The following is a 3709-nucleotide window of genomic DNA, read 5'->3' as shown; positions in this document are numbered from 1 at the left end:
GGTGGGGGCATTCGACATCGTGCGCGGTGACCAAGCGGGTTGCCGGTTACTGAGACACGCTCCTGGCTCTGTTTGACCTTGTCGGACGTTGGCGGCATGCCGCCGACGTCCGGGATGCCGACGGAACCCGTGTTCTGGTCGTGTCGGCGCAACAGCGAGACCACGATCAGGATCCAGCCCAGTAGAGCAGTGCGGAACGCCAGGCTCAGAAGCGGCCCGGTTGATCCCGGCGGGCCCCGTGTCGGACCTCAGCGCCGGGCCAGCGCCAGCACGCTCAGACCGAACATCAAGACGCCCAGGGGGAGATGGACCGACGGGACGTGCGCAATGCCGAGCACGACCTGGACCGAGGCGAGTGCGAGGAAACCTGACGCGTGCCACATGGGCCGAGGCGAGCCGCCGCCCGGCTTCCACGCCAGCACCGCCGCGAGCACGTACAGCATCGACGCCCCGTACATCACACGGGCTCCGACACCGTGCAGCGTCTCTCCGTAGGACGAGGTCAGCAGCAGTCCGGCGGAGACCGCCTGAAGGAAGATGGTCAGGGTCTGCAGGACGATCGCGATCTGCAGGAACGAGGAGCCGCGCCGTACGTTCGCCGTCGCCGTCACCTGGGTGGCCATGTCACAGTCCCCTTTTCCGCCCTCGGGCAGTAGATCGATAAGGTCTCTCCAGCCCGACGACGCGGGCCTGCGAAAGGTAAGGCGAGGGGGCGACCGGAAGCATGGGGAGTGTCGGGACCGGCACAGATGAGATAGCCGGCGAGCGGCGCCAACTGATCAATGTCGCTTACCGGTTGCTCGGTTCGGTGACCGAGGCCGAGGACGCCGTACAGGATGCCTACGCACGCTGGTACGGGCTGTCACGAAGCCGGCAGGAGGAGATCCTGTCCCCCGGCGCCTGGCTGACGACGGTGACCGGCCGCATCTGCCTGGACCTGCTCGGCTCGGCGCGGGCCCGCCGTGAACGCTATGTCGGCGCATGGTTGCCCGAGCCGCTGCCCGACCGCACCGAGTGGGACCACGCGGGCGGCGCCGGCCCCACCGGCCCTGCAGACCCCGCCGACCAGATCGTCCTGGACGAGTCGGTGGCCATGGCCTTCCTCGTCGTCCTGGAGACGATGACGCCCGCCGAGCGGGTGGCGTTCGTCCTGCACGACGTCTTCCGGTATCCGTTCGCCGAGATCGCCGGTGTTCTCGGCCGGACCCCGGCGGCCTGCAAGCAGCTGGCGGCCTCCGCCCGGCGGCGGGTGAGCATCGCGCGCGCTCCGGTGGCGGCGACCGGCCGGGCCGGCGTGGTGAGGCACGTCAAAGAGGCATGGGAGACCAAGGACATCGCAGCCCTCGTCGGTCTCCTCGACCCGGCCGCCGTGATGACCGCCGACGGCGGAGGCATGGTCGGCGCCGTCCTGCGCCCGGTCGAGGGCGGCGCGCGCATCGCCCAGTACATGGTCGCCATCGCCGACAAGGCTCACGGGCTCGAACTCCTGGAGCGGTCGGTCAACGGTGCGCCAGGTCTGGTGGCCCAGCGCGCCGGAATCGTCATGACCGTAGCCGCGTTCGACGTCTCCGACGGGCGCGTCACCCGGATCTGGGCGATCCGCAACCCGGAGAAGCTGCGGCCGTGGGCCCGGGATGGCTGGTGTGATGCGCCGGAGATCGCGGGCTTGAGTCTGTAGCCAGATTTCAAGTCTCGGGGTCCTCGTGCCGTCGAAGTTGCGCTGTCCGATGGAGAGCGCGCTGAGTTGCCGCGCTCGGCGAGCGGGGTTGTGACGCCCCGTCTCGCCGAGCGGGCGCGCATCGTGTTGGCGTGCGCGGACGGGACGCCGAATACACGTGTGTCTCCTTCAACCGATTGATCGCCCGTTCGACGGTGTTGAGTCTCTTGCATCGCTCCTCGTCGAAGCCGGGCGGCCCTGACTCAGTCGGTCTTCTCCGGGACCGTGTGCCGGATGCCCCGGTGCCGCAAGTACTCGCGGCACGGCCCGTTGCCATGGCCTTGTCGGCCACGATGCCGTCCGACTTCTTGCGGGGCCTACCCGGCCCTGGCTTCGGGACGCGGATCTTCTCCAGAACCGGCTTGAGCTGCGTGCGGTCTGCCCGCTGGCCCGGTGCGAAGAGCAGAGACAGCTGTTGTTCTGGGACTTCGGTCCCCTTTGAGGTGAGGGGCCGGGGGCGGGTCATTGCGAGGGCCGGCAACCCTGCCGCAGCCTGACCTCGATGTGACTGGTCCTACAGCCGTAGATCGTGATCTCGCTGGTCGGAGCGGGCTGGAGGAAGAAGCCTCGGTGTCCCCACGGGGGGTAACCCCCAGCACCGCCCTGGGGACAGCGCACCGGCGCGTCGGGGGGAGAGCCGGATGGGCCGAGCCCCTCATCGCTGGTGGGATGGTCGTCGACCACCGGCTCCGGGAGCGGAACACCAGGGGCCACAGCCTGAACGCTGAACACGCAGGCAACCCGAACAGGACGGGGATCATCATGCATGTGCCAGGAAGACGTCGGCGGGACCTGCTTGTCCTGAGCAGCCTGGGCGCGGTTCTCTTCGCCACGTCGACCGGGACGGCGGCGGCGAAGCCACCGCAGGCCGATCCGCTCCAGCAGCAGGTGGATGCGGTCCACGACACCGGGGCCGTTGGTGTGTCCGCTGAGGTGACGTCACCGGACACACGTGACATCGCGCGCGCGGGGACGGCCGAGAAGGGCACCAGGAGACAGATGCCACTGAACGGCAGATTTCGGATCGGCAGCGCCACCAAGACCTTCACCGCCACGGTCGTGCTGCAACTCGTCGGCGAGGGGCGAATGTCCCTGGAGGACACCGTCGAGCAGTGGCTTCCGGGAGTGGTCCAGGGCAACGGCAACGACGGCAGCCAGATCACCGTGCGGCAGCTGCTGCAGCACACCAGCGGCATCCGTGACATCGGGCCGGAAATACCCGCGTTGAACAGCGCGGACGGCTATCGAGCCGAGCGGTTCCGCACCTACACCCCCGAGGAGTTGGTGGGGCTGGCGATGCAGCTCCCTCTCAAATTCTTCCCGGACGACGAACAATGGTCGTATTCCAACACCAACTACATTCTCGCCGCGATGATCACCCAAAAGATCACCGGACGGAGCTGGGCGCAGGAGGTGAACGACCGGATCATCCAGCCGCTGGGTCTGAAGGACACCAGTACGCCCGGCACCTTCCCGTTCATCCTGGGCCCGCACGCCCAGGGCTACGCGTTCGACACCGGCACCGACGTCACGGTGCTCAATTCGAGTATGGCCGTCGGCTCCGGATCGGTCATCAGCACCGCGCACGACCTGAACCGGTTCTACGCCGCGCTGCTCGGCGGCCGTCTGCTGGCTCCGGCGCAACTCGACGAGATGACGACCACCGTGACCACGCCCGGGCTGGGCGTGAGGTATGGACTCGGTCTTGCGGAGATCCCGTTGTCCTGTGGTGGCAGCTACTTCGGTCACCGGGGCGAACTGCTGGGCTATATCACCTGGGGTGGCGCCACCCGAGACGGGACCTGGACGGCCGTGGTGTACGTCAGCAGTGACGGCGGTCAGGACACCGAGCAGGCCATGCGCGCACTCGTCGACCAGGAACTGTGCCGGACCCGTTCCTAGATGATCGATTCCAAGGGGTCAGTGATCGTAGGCGGTCAGTGAGCGTAGGACGGGCTGTCCGGTGGCGTCGTTGTGCCATATCGCTGCTGT

At 67.9% G+C, this 3709-nt stretch carries 3 protein-coding genes; 2 read left to right on the top strand and 1 reads right to left on the bottom strand.

Annotated elements, in window-relative coordinates:
• Positions 1-248 precede the first annotated feature (248 nt).
• Positions 249-623, bottom strand: a complete 375-nt coding sequence (locus tag AB0J04_RS45455) for a hypothetical protein (RefSeq protein WP_363174611.1) — start codon at positions 621-623, stop codon at positions 249-251.
• A 101-nt stretch (positions 624-724) separates the two neighbouring features.
• On the opposite strand from AB0J04_RS45455, the gene sigJ reads away from it, so the two are divergent.
• Positions 725-1678, top strand: coding sequence for an RNA polymerase sigma factor SigJ (gene sigJ / locus AB0J04_RS45450; protein ID WP_363174610.1), 954 nt, complete (start codon positions 725-727; stop codon positions 1676-1678).
• 801 nt (positions 1679-2479) lie between these two features.
• The gene (locus AB0J04_RS45445) at positions 2480-3619 is read left to right on the top strand and encodes a serine hydrolase domain-containing protein (RefSeq protein ID WP_363174609.1); all 1140 of its coding nucleotides are present in this window, start codon (positions 2480-2482) and stop codon (positions 3617-3619) included.
• The last annotated feature ends 90 nt before the right edge of the window (positions 3620-3709 follow it).

The sequence above is a fragment of the Streptomyces sp. NPDC050263 genome, from assembly GCF_040655955.1.
Lineage (GTDB): Bacteria > Actinomycetota > Actinomycetes > Streptomycetales > Streptomycetaceae > Streptomyces.
Note: the sequence above shows the minus strand (reverse complement) of the source record. Positions and strands in the feature narration are given on the sequence as shown.